This is a genomic window from Mucilaginibacter ginsenosidivorax, from assembly GCF_007971525.1.
Lineage (GTDB): Bacteria > Bacteroidota > Bacteroidia > Sphingobacteriales > Sphingobacteriaceae > Mucilaginibacter > Mucilaginibacter ginsenosidivorax.
The window spans coordinates 1,092,434-1,108,433 of the sequence record NZ_CP042437.1 but is presented as its reverse complement, the minus strand read 5'-3'; the positions used below and the strand labels follow the sequence as shown (position 1 = coordinate 1,108,433).

10 protein-coding genes are annotated in these 16,000 nt (G+C 43.5%); 4 read left to right on the top strand and 6 right to left on the bottom strand.

What is annotated here, in order from left to right; all coding sequences use genetic code 11:
• The first annotated feature begins 343 nt into the window (after window positions 1-343).
• Window positions 344-1,786, top strand: a complete 1,443-nt coding sequence (locus FSB76_RS04435; RefSeq protein WP_147052376.1) for a DUF1593 domain-containing protein — start codon at window positions 344-346, stop codon at window positions 1,784-1,786.
• A gap of 788 nt (window positions 1,787-2,574) precedes the next feature.
• On the opposite strand, the gene FSB76_RS04430 is transcribed toward FSB76_RS04435, so the two are convergent.
• From FSB76_RS04430 to FSB76_RS04415, 4 genes are all read right to left on the bottom strand, one after another.
• Window positions 2,575-3,750, bottom strand: coding sequence for an FAD-dependent oxidoreductase (locus FSB76_RS04430; protein WP_225976421.1), 1,176 nt, complete (start codon window positions 3,748-3,750; stop codon window positions 2,575-2,577).
• A 73-nt stretch (window positions 3,751-3,823) separates the two neighbouring features.
• Window positions 3,824-4,681 (bottom strand): AraC family transcriptional regulator, encoded by an 858-nt coding sequence (locus FSB76_RS04425; RefSeq protein ID WP_147052375.1) that lies wholly within the window; start codon window positions 4,679-4,681, stop codon window positions 3,824-3,826.
• A gap of 259 nt (window positions 4,682-4,940) precedes the next feature.
• Window positions 4,941-5,279, bottom strand: a complete 339-nt coding sequence (locus tag FSB76_RS04420) for a zinc ribbon domain-containing protein YjdM (protein WP_147052374.1) — start codon at window positions 5,277-5,279, stop codon at window positions 4,941-4,943.
• Between the two features lie 6 nt (window positions 5,280-5,285).
• Entirely contained in the window at window positions 5,286-5,537 is a 252-nt protein-coding gene (locus FSB76_RS04415) for a hypothetical protein (protein ID WP_147052373.1), read from the bottom strand.
• Between the two features lie 601 nt (window positions 5,538-6,138).
• Here FSB76_RS04415 and FSB76_RS04410 point away from each other — a divergent pair.
• The gene (locus tag FSB76_RS04410; protein ID WP_147052372.1) at window positions 6,139-9,126 is read left to right on the top strand and encodes a SusC/RagA family TonB-linked outer membrane protein; all 2,988 of its coding nucleotides are present in this window, start codon (window positions 6,139-6,141) and stop codon (window positions 9,124-9,126) included.
• 11 nt (window positions 9,127-9,137) lie between these two features.
• Entirely contained in the window at window positions 9,138-10,868 is a 1,731-nt protein-coding gene (locus tag FSB76_RS04405; RefSeq protein ID WP_147052371.1) for a RagB/SusD family nutrient uptake outer membrane protein, read from the top strand.
• 73 nt (window positions 10,869-10,941) lie between these two features.
• Here the strand turns inward: FSB76_RS04405 and FSB76_RS04400 are convergent, their stop codons facing one another.
• Window positions 10,942-12,570 carry a DUF6377 domain-containing protein gene (locus tag FSB76_RS04400; protein ID WP_147052370.1) on the bottom strand — a complete coding sequence of 543 codons (1,629 nt, stop codon included), beginning with the start codon at window positions 12,568-12,570 and terminating at the stop codon, window positions 10,942-10,944.
• 403 nt (window positions 12,571-12,973) lie between these two features.
• Between FSB76_RS04400 and FSB76_RS04395 the strand changes: the two genes are divergently transcribed.
• Complete coding sequence (locus tag FSB76_RS04395) at window positions 12,974-15,139, top strand: TIM-barrel domain-containing protein (RefSeq protein WP_147052369.1); 2,166 nt, start codon at window positions 12,974-12,976, stop codon at window positions 15,137-15,139.
• Window positions 15,140-15,227: 88 nt separating this feature from the next.
• Here the strand turns inward: FSB76_RS04395 and FSB76_RS04390 are convergent, their stop codons facing one another.
• Window positions 15,228-15,836, bottom strand: a complete 609-nt coding sequence (locus tag FSB76_RS04390) for a sigma-70 family RNA polymerase sigma factor (protein ID WP_147052368.1) — start codon at window positions 15,834-15,836, stop codon at window positions 15,228-15,230.
• Between the last annotated feature and the right edge of the window lie 164 nt (window positions 15,837-16,000).

Sequence of the window (16,000 nt, the reverse complement as noted above, 5' to 3'; positions counted from 1 at the left end):
TAAAGGCATCAGTTAATCGAATTTCGGATGATGTTCGCTTATTCAAAGACGGAATAGATACAAGGTCCATTACAAGCGAAACAGGGAAAATAAAAAAATCAAATACATTTCAGATTCAATGCCAGCCCAGAGACGGCTTCGCAGGAGGAGTGGGTGAGAAAGACTTGACCACACTTTAGCCGATATTGTTACAGTACAGATTGTCGTGTCCTAATAATGATTTTATCTCTGAGTATGGGGCGTTGATATTTTTTAATAAATTTATTGTCAACTATTTACGAGAAAAAATCACCCTTTGCTCTCTTTTTATATGCTTTTCTTATCCCGAACTCACGTTAAAATAATGAAAACAAGACTAAAACTAGTTGCGCTGGTTGTATTAAGTATTATACTTGTAACACACATTACGGCTTCTGCACAAACAATTGCCAAACATCGGCTGGTTGTTATTACAGACATCGGAAACGAGCCTGATGATTTTATGTCGATGGTCCGGTTAATGCTATACACAAATCAAATCGACATCGAAGGGCTCATCGCTTCAACATCCATTCATCAATCAAAAAAGGTTAGCCCGCAACTCATTGAAAAAGTTATTCGTAGTTATGAGAAGGTGCAACCTAATCTTCTAAAGCATGAACCGGGATTTCCGACAGCGCAAAAATTATTAAGCCTGGTAAAAAAAGGCCTCCCGGTTTATGGGATGGAAGGCGTAGGAAAAGGCAAAGATTCGGAAGGTTCGGACTGGGTGATCAAGATGCTTGAAAAGAATGACAGCCGCCCTTTATGGGTGACTGTTTGGGGCGGCCCGAATGTACTGGCGCAGGCACTCTGGAAAATAAGGGAGACTAAAAGCGAAGGGGAAGCAAAAAGGTTGATAAGCAAGCTCAGGGTATACACAATCTCCGACCAGGATAATTCGGGGCCATGGATACGGAGGAATTTCCCCGGTCTGTTCTACATTGCAAGCCCTGGAAATTATTATACGGCTACATGGTCGGCCATCTTGAGCGTATTTCCCGGCGCCAACAACGAAGTCGTGAGCAATGATTGGCTTATGCGAAATATCCAGCAGGGACATGGGCCGTTGGGGGCAATTTATCCCGATGTGTCTTTTGGTATGGAGGGTGATACCCCGTCCTGGCTCTCGCTGATTCCGAATGGACTGAACAACCCCGAGCATCCAAACTGGGGAGGTTGGGGTGGACGTTATGAATTTTACAAACCACCCTTCGACCCCAAACTGAAATGGATTGTTCCGCTGGAAGAAGAGACGAGACCATTTTGGACAAATGCCGAAGACGAATATACACCCTGGGTGCAGGGCAAATGGGGGCGTGCCATTGTAAAAGACACGGGTACATACAAAGACAACCATGTAACCATTTGGAGATGGAGAGAAGAAATCCAGCATGATTTTGCGGCAAGAATGGCCTGGTGCAATAAGGATTATAAAGCTGCCAATCACCCACCGGTTGCCAAACTCAATATGCCTGAACAGCTCACAGTAAAATCCGGCGAGACATTTAGTCTTGACGGCAGTGCATCCTATGACCCTGATGGGGATGCCCTGAGTTTTCACTGGTTTCAATACAAGGAAGCGGGAACGCTGCATAATACAATAGCGGTCGCTCCGGCAGAAAATATGTCTGTCATTCCAGAGTTAAAAGCGCCGGAGGTAGGTAGCCTCCAAACTACGCACTTCATTTTGAAGGTTACCGATAAAGGAACGCCCCGGCTAACCCGGTATAAAAGAGTAATTGTAACCATTCTTCCAAAGCAATGATTGCTCCTGCCCCGGCTGAACAATTTGTTTGATTTCGTTTTACGGGTTCTATTTCCCCGGAAAAATAAAGCCTGCTAAATTAACGAACGTAAAAAATATACCTTATTGTTATTGTGCTTACAGTCCCGGTTGTTTGCAGCGCGCAAAGCTATCAAATTACGGCATTAGGTTTTAAAGGCAGCAGTTAACTGAATTTCGGTTGAGGCTCACTTTTACCATCCAAAATAATCCGGGTGGTAAAAGTGCATAGGAAATGTTTTTTCCAAAGAAAGCCTTTCCATCGCCTAAAATTATAATCTCTCAACTTGCTGGTTTTTTGAAAATAGTGTATCTTTATTTAAGATTTACAGAGGTAATAAAAAGAGCGACATCTGTGGCGCCTGATTATCTCACGGTACTTAAAACGCTATAAATCAACATTATAATAGGCTAGGTTCCAATACCTCCCTCACCGCTGATAACAATATCAAAAACTAACAAAAGCCTGTAAATCATACGATTACAGGCTTTTGTATTTTCAGAAAACACTCAAAATATGCAATAAATCGCATATAAAAAATGTATAATTCGTTGAGTTGAATTCTTGGTAAAATTTACTCAATGAAAACCGATTAATTACCTGTATTGTAATATGTTAAGTGTTTGAGCGTCTTGAGTGCTGCCGAAAATTCGTGAAAATCAATCAGCTAAAATTGTAAACGTTTCGTCTATCGGCGGGAAATTGGCGATGCCATATCAGGGCTGGTATTTCGCTTCATGATATTGAGGAAAATCAATCTGATGTACTTTTAGCTGAGCATTTTAATCAAATCCTGCACGGAATCTTCCGTAGGGGCAGCAAAGTCGCTTATACCCTCAATCGTTTCTTTACACAATGGCGCAGCCCTGTCAAACATGATCTTTTCGTAAGCTGCAACAGCGTTTTTAAGGTTTGTAAAATGTGCATTAGCCAAACAATTTGACAGATCCAGGGCATCGAGCATGGCCAGGTTAACCCCCTCGCCATTAGGTGGCATCAGGTGGGCAGCATCACCTATAAGGGTGATGTTATCTTTGGTCTCCCATCTGTTTTCTAAAGGAAAGTAATTCAGCGGGCGGGGAACAAAATGGGTACAAGCTTTAAATAATGCATAAAACACAGGGTTCCAACCTTCGTAATGATTGATCAGGTAGTCTTGCACATCTTTAGGGTTACTGAAATCAATACCACTGGTTTTGACCCAGTTTTCCGGGTATAAGGATGCAGCGTAAAAAGTTAAGCCGCCATCGCCACGGGGTTGTGCTGCTATAGTTGCTCCGTTCCCCATGGCCATCAGATTCGCCTGGTTTACTAACTGGTAGAATTCCGGACAAGCTGTTTCCGGTTCATCTATTTCGCCCTGGATAATCGTCGCGCCGGAATATAGTGCTTTTACGTTAGTGAGGTAAGGCCGGATCATGGAGCGATAACCGTCTGATCCGATAACAATATCTGCGGTAGCGGTTTTTCCGTTCTTAAACTGCAATTCCCACTTATGATCAATTTCCTTCATGCTTACGAACTGGCTATCCCATATTACGGTGTCGGGCAGCAACCCGTCTATTAACAGATCTCTCAGTGCCCCTCTGTCTATTTCAGGCCTGAACTGCGGATTACCGAAATTTGGTTCGCCGGCCCGGTTACCTTCGTCTAACAAAATATTTCCCTTTGGGTCAAGCAAGCGGTATTTATCCGCACCTGCCATGTAATTTGTTTTGAATGCCTCCATGAGCCCGGTAGCTTCCATGGCTTTCAGGCCGGAATCGAAATGCAGGTCGACAATTGCACCCTGTACACGTGCTGCCTGGCTGTCATCGCGCTCATAAACTTTCACCCGCACGCCTTTTAGCTGCAAAAGCCTGGCAAGGGTAAGGCCACCCGGGCCGCCACCAACTATAGCAATATTTTTATGAAGTAACAATTCCGGTGTTTGCATTATTTCCATTGTGTGTTTTAATTAGCACAAAGGAACGGCGGAAATGAAAGAGAGACAATGATCGAATCTCGCAAGTGTAGGACTATTCGCGGTTTTTACTTCTGAAAATAATTGGCGACGAGCCCACAACCTTGGTGAACAATCGTGTAAAATAGGAATAGTCATTGTAGCCCAGTTCGCCGGCAATCTCTTTTACAGATTTGCCTGAATGATAAAGCAGCCGTTTCGCTTCCAGCACCACACGTTGCTGAATGTGGGAGGATACGGGCTTTCCCGAAGCAGCCTTCACGCATTCATTCAGGTATGAGGGGGATAAATTTAACCTGGCGGCATATTCAGATGGATTTTTTGTCGACTTATAATGTTTCTCCAATAAGGTTTTAAAATCCCTGGTTACATTCTCAAATCTGTTATGATGTTCAGATGGCTGGGATACTGTAAGATAATGCGAAATAATTAATGCGACCAGCGTATTAACGCTTTCCTTTAAAATGGAATGATAAAGTACGGCTGTTTTCTTTTCAGACAGTTTCATGCATAACGCCGCAGTTTCCGTGAGTATAGCAAGCGTGTCCGGAATAACCGGCAACACGTTTACCGGCGCAAGCCCTTCCAGCAGGCTTAAATATTCCGGGCGGAGGTTCTCCTCTGTTATAATCCAGGTACAGATCATCGCGTCTTCGAACGCTATAACCCTGTGCACCTGGTGAGGGTGGATAAAGATAACAGCCGGTGCCTGGATATGATGCGTTTGGAAATCAATTTCGATAAAGGTTTTCCCTTTTTCCTGGATAATAAAAGTATAACCGCCATCCCGGTGAGAACGTTCAACTTGTTCTGAATTGGGTGAACCGTTAAATGACTCCCGCATCATCATAATGCCACGGCAGCTTTCTTCGGGCAATTTATTTACAGGAATATGATTGGTTTTCTTGCTCATTATCTATCTGAAGGGACGCGGTGTCGTTGCCGTTATCAAAGGGATATTAAATGATAAAATGGAAATAAGGCCCGGACTATCAAATGTGATGAAGTGGATGAGCCGGGTCGCTCCGGATTTCTTCACAAAACTTATTAATAAAAATATAAAGAAGGCAAAACTAAAAGCCGCTACTATTTCTTTCTTGTGATGCCGGATGCCGCTGGCAGGCAAAGTGTAAGCCTCATTAACGCTAAGGAATAGCCCGATATCGGGGATATTAAGCTTTTTTAACAAATTCTGATTTGAGCGCCATCGCGCCGAAGCCTTCGATCTTACAGTCAATATTATGGTCGCTTTCTACTAAGCGGATATTTTTGACCTTAGTGCCGGCCTTAATGGTTTGGGATGTTCCTTTTACCGGAAGGTTTTTAACCGTAACCACCGTGTCGCCGTTCACCAGGATATTGCCGTTACTGTCTTTAACCACAAAGCCCTCCTGAGGTGTGGTTTCTGCTACGGTACGCCATTCATGCCCACATTCCGGGCAAACCAACAGGCTATCCAGTTCATAGGTATAGGGAGACCGGCAGACCGGGCAAGGTGGAAGTTCAGTCATGATAAATCAATTATGGAAAGCGCAAAGATAATAAAAGTGCCGAAATAGTCTGGTACATGGTTCGTCCGGCAGGTTGCCGGTTGTTGAACCTACCACTAAATTTAACGGCATACCATATTCTTTACCTTTTATACTGAATACCTGTTTTATGCCGCCAATGTTGATGATTTCTGTGATATCAATACCAGCGGGTTTAACTTGGCCGATAGCAATATATCCTGATAAAAATATTACAAAAAAAATAATAGCCTTTTTCATTTGGTAAATAGGGTGTCGATTAAACAAATGTACGAATGGTTTCGTATTTCTTGGTTTTAAGAAAACGATTTTTTTCATGAAAATAACATCAAAAAACTCTGTCGTTCAATTTAGGTAAGTTTTGACAATCAGTTGTGTTTGTTATTGAATGGCTGATAGTTAATTCATTGAATATTTGTTTGGTATTTCAACACGGCGGGTTGCCCGCCTCAAATAATTGTTTAGCATTACTCCTGATACTGCCGGTTCCACTTAATTCGTCGCCGTTTTAATGCAGGTATCCAATAACCCGGTACGTTATTTCTGTTGAGATTTTTTGTCAATCGAGCGATGTTATCGTGCTTGTATACAGTATTTTGTATTTTATTTCTCTGAGATTTTCTCCTGGCTGAAACCAGGATTGTGATTTTATAAATGGTTACTTTCTAATTTCACAACCAACCAATCGGCGATCTGCCACGCCGAACAACCAACAAAATCTAACATCATGAAAACAGAGAACAGGACACATTCACCTCCTTTATGGTACGCTTTTCGCCGTGGCCCGAGGCGTTATTTCCGGGCCAATTTAACCTCAAAAACCAATTTATAACTTCCTTTTATGTACAAGAAAATTTTACTCAGACTAAGCGCGTTAGCGCTCTGTTGTATATTTACCGCACCTGTGCTGGCTCAGAACAGAACTATATCTGGTACCGTTACGGATGTAGCCGATGGCACGCCTTTACCGGGTGTTAGCGTGGTGGTAACCGGTATATCGGTCGGCACTACATCTAACGCTAAGGGTGTTTATACACTTAATGTACCGGCATCCGCAAAAACTATCTCTTTCTCTTATGTCGGTTATGCTACCCGCGAGGTACCGATAACTCAGGATGCTACTTTAAACGTGGCACTTGCTGCCGCGAGTAATTCACTCCGGGAAGTTGTTGTAGTAAGCGTTGGATACGGAACGCTCGACAAGCGCGAGGTGTCAAGCGCTATCACACACGTTTCATCAAAAGACCTGCTTCCTGTGGCGTCAAACAGCCCTTTAATGTCATTGCAGGGCAAAGTTGCCGGCCTTAGCATCACTAATACAGCCGGCGCCGATCCAAATTCATCGCCTAACGTACAGTTGCGGGGCGTATCGTCGCGTAATGCCGGTTTAGGGCCGCTATACGTGGTAAACGGTGTACCAGGAGGCAATATCGATAATATCAACCAAAATGATATAGAAAGTATAGATGTGCTTAAAGGTGGGGCCGCTTCTGCTATTTACGGAACAAGGGGAAGTAACGGTGTTATTATTATTACCACCAAAAAAGGCTCGTCACAAGCGCGCACGTTTTATGAAGGTTATGCCAGTTTCGACTATTTAACCAACCGGCTGCAAAACCTTACCCCCGATGAGTTTATTGCCGACAGGGTAAAAAATAGTCAGGGGCAGGATTATGGTGCCAAAACAAACTGGATGGACGCGGTCACCAATTCGCCGGCTTTTGCTCAAAAACACACGGTTCAATTGTCGGGCGGTTCTGGTAAAACGAATTACTTTGCATCGGCCGATTATCGTAATGCCGATGGTATTGACCTGCGCGCACATAAAAAAGAGTATGGTGCAAGGATCAATGTGAACCATACTTCTGATAATGGCGTGTTTATAGCAACATTGAATATTGCTCCCAGGTACATGAATACCAAGAATTCCGACCAGGGCAATTTTAACAATGCGCTTACCTTAAACCCAACTTACCCCATCTATGATACCGCTGGGAAGTATAACTATATCAATACCGGTTTCTTCTCCAATAACCCGGTTGAGAATGCAAATGTGATTAAATCAGAAGCGCAAATTAAAGAGATGGACATTAACGGATCGTTAAGGGTGAACATCCTGAAAAACCTGAGCACAACGGTAACCGTATCTGAGATCAGCCGGTCGGTGAGGAGCCTGAACTTCACACCCTCAACGCTATCATCAATTGTGCACGCCGGTAAAATAACCCAAACCAACTTCGCGTCGCAGCGGCAGGAAGAAAACGATCAGAAAAATGTTGAATGGACGGGTAATTACTCGTTTAACCTGGGCCGAAATCACATCAAAGCATTGGGTGGCTATTCTTATACATTATATAATTACAACACCTTTTATGCCCAGAATTATGATTTTCCATTTGATTCATACCTGTGGAATAACCTTGGCTCCGGGCTGTATAATGGCGGTGCCGCGGGCCAGGGACAATCGGCTGTAAGTTCAACTCAAAATGGTTCTACATTGATCTCATTCTTCGGTCGTTTAAATTATGATTTCAATAATCGTTACATTTTGACAGCCAGCTTGCGCCGTGAAGGATCATCCAAGTTTGGTATTAAAAACAAATGGGGCAATTTTCCTGCTGTTTCGGGCGCATGGCGCGTTTCTGAAGAAAATTTCATGAAAGGTGCACTTCCATGGATAAACGACCTTAAGTTACGTGCAGATTACGGCATTACTGGTAATCAGGATTTCGATAACTATCTTTCCCTGCTTTTATATGGTGGCGCAGGCTATTTCCCGTATAACGGGCAGGTTTACCAGGTTTATGGCCCTACTTCAAATGTTAATCCGGATTTGAAATGGGAAAAGTCGATCAATTTCAACGCAGGTATTGACTTTTCTATACTGGATAATCGGATCTCGGGCTCACTGGATTATTACATCCGTAAAAACAAGGACTTACTGGGGTATTATAACGTGCCATTGCCGCCAAATTCTCAGTCGCAAACCTTCGCTAACGTAGGCACAATGAAAAATTACGGATTAGAGCTGGCACTGAACGGATCTGTTATCAGAAATACGGAATTTGGCTATAATATAACCGCCGCGCTGGCTTACAATCGTAATAAGTTCATTTCGTTTTCTAACAACGTTTATAAAGGCACACCCTTTGTGGAGCTGGCTGGTTTGCCTGCTCCGGGCTCTCCGGGTAATATACAGCGCATTCAGGAAGGCCGTAGCATAGGCGAGTTTTATACACTACGTTCTGCAGGGGTGAATAAAGATGGCGCCTTACAGGTTTATAAAAAAGATGGTACCATAGTTCAGGCCAACCAGGCATCGTCGGATGATAAGCAATTTGTAGGCAACGGTTTGCCGAAGTTTACAGGCTCAATAGGCAATACCTTCAGGTACAAAAGGTTTGATATGGGGATTTTCCTGCGCGGTACATTTGGCTATAAAATATTTAATACCGCGGCATTTTACATCGGTACACCATCAAGCCAGAGCGATGCTAACGTGCTTAAATCGGCCTACAATGGCAAAAGCAAATATTCTTTGCTAACCAACCCGGCAACAACCGCCATCGCGTCCGACTATTTTCTGGAGAATGGCTCGTTTGTAAAAATAGATAATGTGGCCTTAGGTTATACCCAGCCGTTTAAAATCAAATACCTCAAATCAATACGTGTTTATGCCACAGGCAGAAACCTGCACACGTTTACCGGGTTTACCGGAGGTGATCCCGACCTGGTGAATGTTAATGGGCTTACACCGGGTGTGAATACTTCACTGAACTATTATCCGGCTACACTTCAATTAATCCTTGGCCTGCAGGCAACCTTTTAAATCTGAAAGACATGAAAAAATATAAACTATATATCGGAGGTGTTTTACTGTCGGCCATGCTGACCGGCAGCTGTACCAAACTGGATGAACACGTATATGATAAGGTAGATGCTGCCAGCTTCCTGAGCCGGCGGGATGATGTGATAAGGGATTTCCTACGCCCGTTTGAGCACGCTTACTGGAGCATACAGGGTAATGACGTTTATGCGGCAAGCGAAGACTGCACAGATGAAATAGGTACTTACAATCGCCAGGGCGACTGGCAGGACGGCGGTTATTATCAGCGTATGCACTACCATACCTGGACCATAACTGATGGCTTTACCAGCGGCGCCTGGACAAACTTTTACCAGGGTATTGTATTGGCAACCAATTCATTGACAGATATGGAAGGCATCAAAGACCCTTCAAAGCTCAGTGTTACGGATGCTGAATTAACCGACTTCAAAGCGGAGCTGCATACATTGCGGGCCTGGTTTTACTTAAGGGCTTTTGATTTTTATCGTAACATCGAGATTGTTACCGATGTGAAAACCGCCACCCACGGTAACCCGCAGTCAAGCCCGCAGGAAATATTCAGCTATATTGAATCAGAACTGAAAAGCGCCATCGACGGCCTGCCTACCCGGCAGCAACTTGGAGCCCCGGGTATAGGGCGGTGGACTAAGGCCGGGGCCGCAGCATTGTTGGCCCGCCTTTACCTCAACGCTAAAGTTTATATCGGTACCGATAAATACGCCGAGTGTGAGGCCATTTGCCGGGATATCATCGGCGGCAAATATGGCGCTTACCAGCTTGATACGCGATGGGATGCGCCTTTTGATTATACCAACACCACTTTAAACTCAGAGGTGATCTACGGCTTTCCGGGTTCATTGGCACGTACGCACTGGCAGTACGACGGCGGGATGTTTTTTTGGGGGATGACATATGATGCGGCACCGCTATACTGTGGTTTTACCGACTTTAGTCAGTCAAATCCGCGTTACGCGTTACAGCCCGGCCGGGATGTGGATAGCGTTGAATATACTTTTCAATTGGGCAAGCCCTTTGTTAAGTTTCAGAAGTATCCGGATGACCTGCGTTTAAAAAAGTATAAAAACCTGGGTAACAGTACGCGTGAGGGTATGTTCCTGTTTGGGTATCTGCCTTACACCCATTTGGTAAACGGTGTAAGCCGTACGGATACGGTAAAAGGCAATAAAGGCCCATATCCACTGTTCATCCGCGACCAGGTGGGGATGTTCCTTGGAGCAAAACCCGGAATCAAAATTGCCGACAAGGAATCGGACATGAACCATGCCGATCATAACTCGGGGGTGTTCCTGGTAAAATATCCGTTTTACCCAACGCCAGATCCGAACCGGATTACCTCGGCTTACGCGGAGATCCGCCTTTCGGAGATTTACTATACCCTGGCCGAATGCCGTTACCGTGCAGGGGATAAAGCCGGTGCCGCTGGTTATCTGAACCAGGTACGGCGACGAAATTACCCGGATGGTTCATCAAGTCTTTATAAATCTGATGGTAGCCAACTGACCGACCAGGAAATGCTGGATGAATGGGGAAGGGAATTTATTGGTGAAAACCGGAGGCGTACCGACCTTATCCGTTGGGGAGTATTTAACACAGGGACCTGGTGGGACAAAAAAGCCGACGGTGATAAACACACGGAGATTTTTCCGATTGGCCGCGACATTATGAATGTTAACCCGCAATTCAAACAAAATCCGGGTTATTAACTCAGTTATTTAACAAAACAGCCGCCGATTGTAATGATGTCTGGTGGCTGTTTTATTTTGATATCTTTAGATTTTATGATGATGTGTTTATGGATTGTAAATCGTCAATAAACTTTATCTCCATTATTTTTCGTTCAAAATCTTCGGCAGGCACCAATGCCTTGACTTTTACGCGGTTTTTATAAGTATATACTGTGCTTACGCTGTAATCAAGGATTTTGGCAATAGTTTCCAATTCGCTTACGCCCAACCTAACCAGCGCAAAAATCCGGAGGGTGGCATTTAACATTTCGCCGGTTTTGGGCCAAATCTGGTCTTCCGTTTTTAACAGCGCATTAAAAGAAGTTACAAAATTGGGAAATAGGGTTAAAAACATCGTATCTAAAGTATCATACAACTGAGCTTTTTCTTTGTCGATCTGAACTTTTTCCAGCACAATGTTAGCATCATTATATTTGCCAAGCTTGATATTATGTTGCGCCCTGCGTTTAACTTTATCAAGCGTTTCAATATAGGATGAGCAGGTTTTAAAGAACAAGCCAATAAATTCCTCTTTGATCCGCGATGATTCCAATAGCTTACCATTAATGCTTTTTAGTTCGTTGTTTATTTCCTTAATCACGCGTTCGTTACTTTTTATCCGCTGCATCTGCCTCCGGTATACCACCAATACAAAAACAAGTATTACAGCAACAATCAGGAATATCAGGAAACCTATTAACAGTTTATCCCTTTCATGTTGTTTCTGGTCAATTACCTTACCGGCAACAAGCGGCAGGATCGATTCTATCTGTACTTCGCGGTTCCTTGCCCCATAAAACCGGGCATTTTTTACTGCGTGTTGCATCATGATATAAGCATCATCTGTTCGGTTCAATTGAAACAATTCCTGTCCGAGCAGGAATATCGCAAGTGTTTCTTTTGTTGATGACCGCACATCGTTTATAGCGGCAAGTGCCAGGAATAAAATCCGGTCATCGCCGGTGTAGGCAAAGCTTAGCCGGGTGGCTACCATAGCAATCTTGTGTTGGGACAGGCCGCGGCCGGTGATAAAGTTATAGTAAAAGTTGGGTGTGAGTTTTTTGTCCCTGACAGAATCAGGTTGGAAGGCTAAATTGATCGTCTTCTCGAAATCATTTGAGGGGGTGGTAATTTCTGCGCTTTTAAAATCCTGGTCCGAGCGCTGGCGATAAATTTTCGAAAAATAGGCGTCATTATCATAGTCGCCAATTCCTGCGTTTAACCTTGCACACAGGTTCAGATAATCTGATTTCAATGAATCTGATAAGCCATTTACATTAATGGTTGTAACAATATCAAATGCCTCTTTGTAAAAACCTGAATTGAGTAAAGTGCTGCCGAGTAATATTTTGCTTTTGATCAGGTTTTCAGGTTGGTTAAATTTCTCCGAAAGGGTAATCATTTTCCTCACATATACGAAAGCCGAATCAAATTTGAAAGAATGGTACTCTTCGAATATCCGGCCGCAAAGGGCGTATCGGTTATTGAAGTTTTTAATGTCTGTGTGATCGAGCTCATTGCGTAGTTGTTTTATCCGTTTTTCCTTATTAAGATCATAAAGGTGTTCCTTTTCAAGTTCCGATTTAAGGGTCGTTAATATTTTGTCAGATCTCAGCGCCTGGGGGTAACAGCTGGGGGCTATCAATAAAAATATAATGACGGATAGTAGATTTTTCTTCATTATCAACGTGTATTAATTCGAGCTGTTTCGGCCGGTGTCCATGTGTACTATAAGTATAGGGTATGGCATATACATTGTTCCAAAACCAGGTTTGTAAACAAAAAGAAGAATACTTTGTGCAAACGGTGATAAAATTACACCTAAAATGCACAACCTCAATTTTCAATAGTATTCTATCTGTTCGAAAACAATCGTTTTCTACTTCAGACGGCCCCTAAACAAGCCATTTTTATGAGATTTTCCGTGTGTGATTTTTGTTTAAGTATCTTATAATTAGAAAGTTGATGTTTTTTTATATTGGATTTTTTTGGTTATATAAACTTAGCGATACTGAAGATGTTGGGTTCATGTTTTACTTTGATCCTGGCGTTCAACTTTAGTATCCATCAACTATAAACTTTATATGACAACATCTTCCAGGTATTATCTTTTTCTCATTTTTTTGCTGGTCTTCGCTTCGGTTAAGGCAAAAAATATACCTATCCGGCAATCCGGGCTCATTGGGCATTCCATTGCAGAATTTATTCCCGAAGGTTTCGATGCTTCTCTCGTGCCATCCCTTATGCTTCAAAAGGAACCCGTTATAAAAAAGGCGCTTCCCGCCGGGTGGCATATCGTACCTGAATTTTCTTTTAATGAAGGTAAAGCCAGCGCTGTTGTCCATCTGCAGGGCGATATCAGCCTGTATGGCGGCGGCGAAGTTACGGGCCCTTTATTACGAAATGGCCAAACCATAAAACTCTGGAACACGGATAACGGAGCTTATGGTACAGACGGTGGAAAGCGGCTTTACCAAACGCATCCCTGGGTGTTGGGGGTAAGGAAAGATGGTACCGCCTTCGGGATACTTTTTGATAGCTATTGGAAGGCCGGGCTGAAAACGGATTCAAAAGCAATAGCTTTCAATACAGAAGGTGCACTATTTCGTGTTTTTGTGATCGACCGCAAATCGCCGCAAGAGGTAGTTAAGGGATTGGCTGAATTGACCGGTACTATCGAAATGCCTCCAAGGTGGTCATTGGGCTATCAGCAATGCCGCTTTTCTTATGCTTCTGAGCAGCAGGTAAAAGAAATTGCCGATACTTTTCGGGAAAAGCAAATACCCTGCGACGCCATTTGGATGGACATCGACTATATGGAAGGTTTTCGTGTTTTTACATTCAATAAAACCAATTTTCCTAATCCTAAACGGTTGAACAACTATCTTCATGCTAAAGGTTTTCATTCCGTTTTTATGATCGACCCCGGAGTTAAGGCTGATAGTACCTATGCTGTTTACAGGTCTGGCTCAGCTAAAGATATCTGGGTTAAAGATGTTGGCGGGCGGGAATATCATGGAAAAGTTTGGCCGGGAGACTGTGCTTTTCCTGATTTTACCATGCCCGATTGCCGCGACTGGTGGGCCGGTTTGTACAAGCAGTTTATGGCAACCGGTGTAGATGGCGTGTGGAACGATATGAACGAGCCGGCGGTTAATGATGAAGCTTTGCCAAAAGACCAGCGCCTGGGAACAATGCCTTATACTAATCAACATCGCGGCGGCGGCTCATTACCCGCCGGCCCGCATTTGCTTTATCATAACGCTTATGGCCGGTTAATGGTACAAGCTACACGGCAGGGAGTGATGGCTGCAAACCCCGGTAAGCGACCCTTTATTTTAACAAGGGCCAATTTATTAGGAGGCCAACGCTTTGCCGCAACCTGGACAGGCGATAACCTGGCCGATGAGCGGTTTATGAAGGTTTCTGTTCCGATGTGCATCACCCTTGGTTTATCAGGTCAACCGTTTAGTGGGCCGGATATTGGCGGTTTTTTGGGCAATACCAGTCCTGATTTGTGGGCCAAATGGCTTGGCTTTGGGGTGTTTTTGCCTTTTGCCCGCGGTCATGCCTGTGCCGGGACGAATAATAAGGAGCCATGGGCTTTTGGGGGCGCTGTAGAAGAGACATCCAGGATCGCAATCAGTCGCCGGTATCGTTTGTTGCCGTTGTTTTATACTTTGTTTTACAATGCCCATAAAACAGGGTTGCCGGTAATGCAGCCTTCGTTTTTTGCCGATCCTAAGGACCTGAGCCTGAGGGACGAGGAACAGACATTCTTATTAGGCAGCAACCTGTTGGTAGTCCCTTCTTTTGCCAAAGAACCAAAATTGCCTGCCGGAAAATGGGAAAAAATATCGCTTGTTGATGGCGAGCAGTCGGACCCCTATCAGGCTAAGTTATTGCTAAAAAGCGGGGCTATTATTCCGGCTGGAAACATTATTCAAAATACCGGGGAAAAATCACTGGAAACTTTGACGCTATTTGTTAATCCCGATAGCCGTGGCAATGCAACCGGCGAACTGTACTGGGACAGCGGGGAGGGCTGGGAATTTAATAAAGGTAATTTCAGCAGGCTGAAATTTCGGGCTAAAAAAAGCGGCAGCAAAACTATCCTCCATGTAGTTGCACATGAGGGTAGTTACCCAATCAATGAGCAGGTTGCGCATTTGAAGGTCATTGTTCTGAAAGATGGCAAGGAGTATAGCGAAACGGGGAGCTTAAAACAAGGTGTTTTGGTGCAGATGTGATCAAATGGTAAAAAGCATATATCATCAAGGGCCGGTGAGTTTTTGATACCGGCTTTTGATGCTTGAATAGAAACATCATGATTATAACTCACAACCGGAGCCTGGCATGTACAAGAATCAATTTTGCAACAATTAATACCGTTGGATAATGCTTGAAATGTGGTTTCAGATATTTGACAGCCAGGGAAATTTGGTTTTCGACGGCCCTTTTTGAAATGGACAGCCGTTCGGCGATCTCGGCATTTGTCAGTTGGCTAACCCTGCTCAAAAGGAAGATCTCTTTACACCTTGCCGGCAGTTTGTCCAGCAGTTTGTCCAGATCAGTGCTTAATTCATTAACCTCGAAATTGCTTTCGGCATTGTTATATACAACACTTAAATCATCCAGCTTTTCATAGTCTTCAACATATTTCAATTGTGATGTGTTGTTTGCTTTGATGGAATTGTATACGCGGTATCGGGCAGCAGCTGTGAGGTAATTTTTGAATGTGATAATGTTTAGCACCTCTCTCTTTTCCCATATATTAACAAATATGTCGTTCACAATACCCATACAGGACTCGGTATCATGTAAGTACGAAAAGGCTTTTTTATAAACCACCTCCCAATAACGATCATAAAGCTGGTTAAACGCTTTTTTATCATGGCGTTTAACTGCTGCAAATAAATCTTCATCTGTTTGTTGGGGATAGTTCATTTATAAGGATCTCAATCTAAGCTTGAATCGTGCAATTTAATAACAAACTTTTATTGTTGAGGGGGTAGCTGACTACCCGTTATCGATTGTTTGAAAAAAATCTAAAAAAAGAAACAAAAAGTGTGTGAGTTATTGCAAGGAGAATTGTCTATAAGAATAACCGT